At 42.7% G+C, this 2,414-nt stretch carries 1 protein-coding gene and 1 pseudogene; one reads left to right on the top strand and one right to left on the bottom strand.

Features of this window, described 5'->3' with window-relative positions:
- The coding region (gene katG, locus CXF78_RS20340; protein ID WP_102037774.1) for a catalase/peroxidase HPI at positions 1–1,770 on the top strand (1,770 nt) is incomplete at its 5' end.
- Positions 1,771–2,188: 418 nt separating this feature from the next.
- Here the strand turns inward: katG and CXF78_RS20345 are convergent.
- Positions 2,189–2,414 (bottom strand): annotated as a pseudogene (locus CXF78_RS20345) (putative porin); the annotation flags it as partial.

Below are 2,414 nucleotides of genomic sequence, written 5' to 3' on the forward strand. Positions count from 1 at the left end.
CCAATCAAAATGAAGTATGGAGAAGCCATTTCTTGGTCTGATTTGATTGTGTTAGCGGGTAATGTATCGCTTGAAAATATGGGCTTTAAAACCTACGGTTTTGCCGGTGGACGTCATGATGATTGGGAACCAGACATGGTGTACTGGGGACCAGAAATTGAAATGCTTGCTAGCGACAGAGAAGATAACGGCGGCAAGTTACAACGTCCGCTTGGTGCCACTCACATGGGCTTAATATACGTAAACCCAGAGGGGCCAAAAGGCGTACCAGACCCATTGGGCTCAGCCAAAAATATTCGTGTAGCCTTTGAACGTATGGCGATGAACGATGAAGAAACACTAGCCCTAATTGCGGGTGGACACACATTTGGTAAAATGCACGGTGCGCACAAGCCTAAAGATTGTCTAGGCGCTGAACCTGCTGCAGCGGGTATCGAAGAGCAAGGCCTTGGCTGGAAAAACAAATGCGGTAAAGGACACTCTGAAGACACTATCACCAGTGGTTTAGAAGGTGCTTGGACTCAAGCACCAACAAAATGGACCTCTTTATATCTAAGTAATTTACTTACCTTCGAGTGGAAACAAACTCGAAGCCCTGCTGGCGCTATCCAATGGATTCCTACAGACGAGTCGTTGCATAAAGCGGTTCCTGATGCGCATGTTAAAGGCAAGTTTCACGCTCCTGTCATGACAACAGCAGACTTAGCATTAAAGTATGATCCTGAGTATCGAAAAATTGCTGAACGCTTTTTAGCTGATCCAGAAGAATACCGCTTAGCTTTCGCTAAAGCTTGGTACAAACTGACCCATAGAGATATGGGCCCATCACGTAATTTCTTAGGCAAAGAAGTCCCTAAAGAAAGTCTAATTTGGCAAGATCCTATAGATGATAAAACACAATCAAATATAGATGCTGATGGCGTGCAAGAACTTAAAGCACAAATTCTAAAGTCTAACCTAACCGTGTCAGAGTTAGTGCGTGTGGCTTGGGCATCTGCGGCAAGTTACCGTCATTCAGACATGCGCGGTGGTGCAAACGGTGCACGTATTGCATTATCACCTCAAAAAGACTGGTCGGTAAATAATCCGGCTGAAACCGCTAAAGTGATTAAAACACTAAAAGCGATTCAAGAGGACTACAACGACAGCTTGTTTAGTAAAAGCAAAGTATCACTGGCCGACTTAATCGTTCTAGGGGGCACTGCTGCAATAGAAAAGGCCGCTAAAGATGCAGGTTTTACTGTATCAGTGCCATTTAATGCTGGTCGTGGTGATGCCACACAAGCAATGACCGATATCAATGCCTTTAGTTTACTTGAGCTAACATCTGATGGTTTTAGAAATTACTTTGACGCACAGCAAAGCTACAAGTCGCCTGTGGACATGTTAGTTGATAAAGCAGACCAACTTAACCTATCGGTGCCAGAAATGACCGTTTTAGTGGGTGGATTACGCGCACTTGACGCTAACTACAAAGGGCTAAAACACGGAGTACTCACAAGCACTCCAGGCACCTTAAACAATGACTTTTTCGTCAATTTACTCGACATGTCTACGGTTTGGAAAAAATCGTCTACCGATGGTATTTATGAGGGATTTGATCGTCAGTCAGGTCACAAAAAATGGACAGCCACCTCAGTCGATTTAGTCTTTGGTTCAAACTCAGAGCTTCGTGCAGTATCTGAGGTGTATGCGTTTGATACATCGAAGCAAAAATTTGTCGAAGACTTTGCAGCAGCCTGGACTAAAGTAATGAACCTAGACCGTTAATGTTAAGCCTAGCGACTAAGTGCGGCAAAACGTAATAGTGGCAGCGTAACAGAGCTTGAATTTACAACATTCAGAAGCGAATCAATCGATTCGCTTTTTTTTATCTATAACACTCAAATAACCTTCGCTAAGCACACGACTATCAGATAATAACGTCTTATTCCAAGTGCGTAAGTAGAAGCTTTAGCCACCAAGTTGGCTAATGAAAACGGCTAATGTCGAGCTGTACGAAAGTGCATGCTGTCATTTACACCGTGACGTTTCACAAAATATTTATGACTGAATTATTTTGCCACTATTACAGACAAAATATGGATACACAAAATAAAAAAGGAGCCTGGTTATGGCTCCTTTTTTGGGATAAATGATCGATATCAATAAGCTTTTATAAATAAGCTATTCTTGATAGCTTTTTAGCTTAGAAACGGCCAACAACACCCACACCAACAAATAAACCGTCTACGTCAGAATCGAGTACTTTTGCTAGCTCAAATGTAGCAGAGAAAGCGTCAGACATGCGTAACCAGTAAGCTGTTTTAGCAGTAAAGTTATCGTCTGAACCGTTATCGTCATAACCCAAACCAACAGACCATTCTTTGGTTACATACCAGTCAGCATTTACGTTGAAGATATCGTCAGCATCG

Source organism: Shewanella sp. 11B5, assembly GCF_002836795.1.
Taxonomy (GTDB): domain Bacteria; phylum Pseudomonadota; class Gammaproteobacteria; order Enterobacterales; family Shewanellaceae; genus Shewanella; species Shewanella frigidimarina.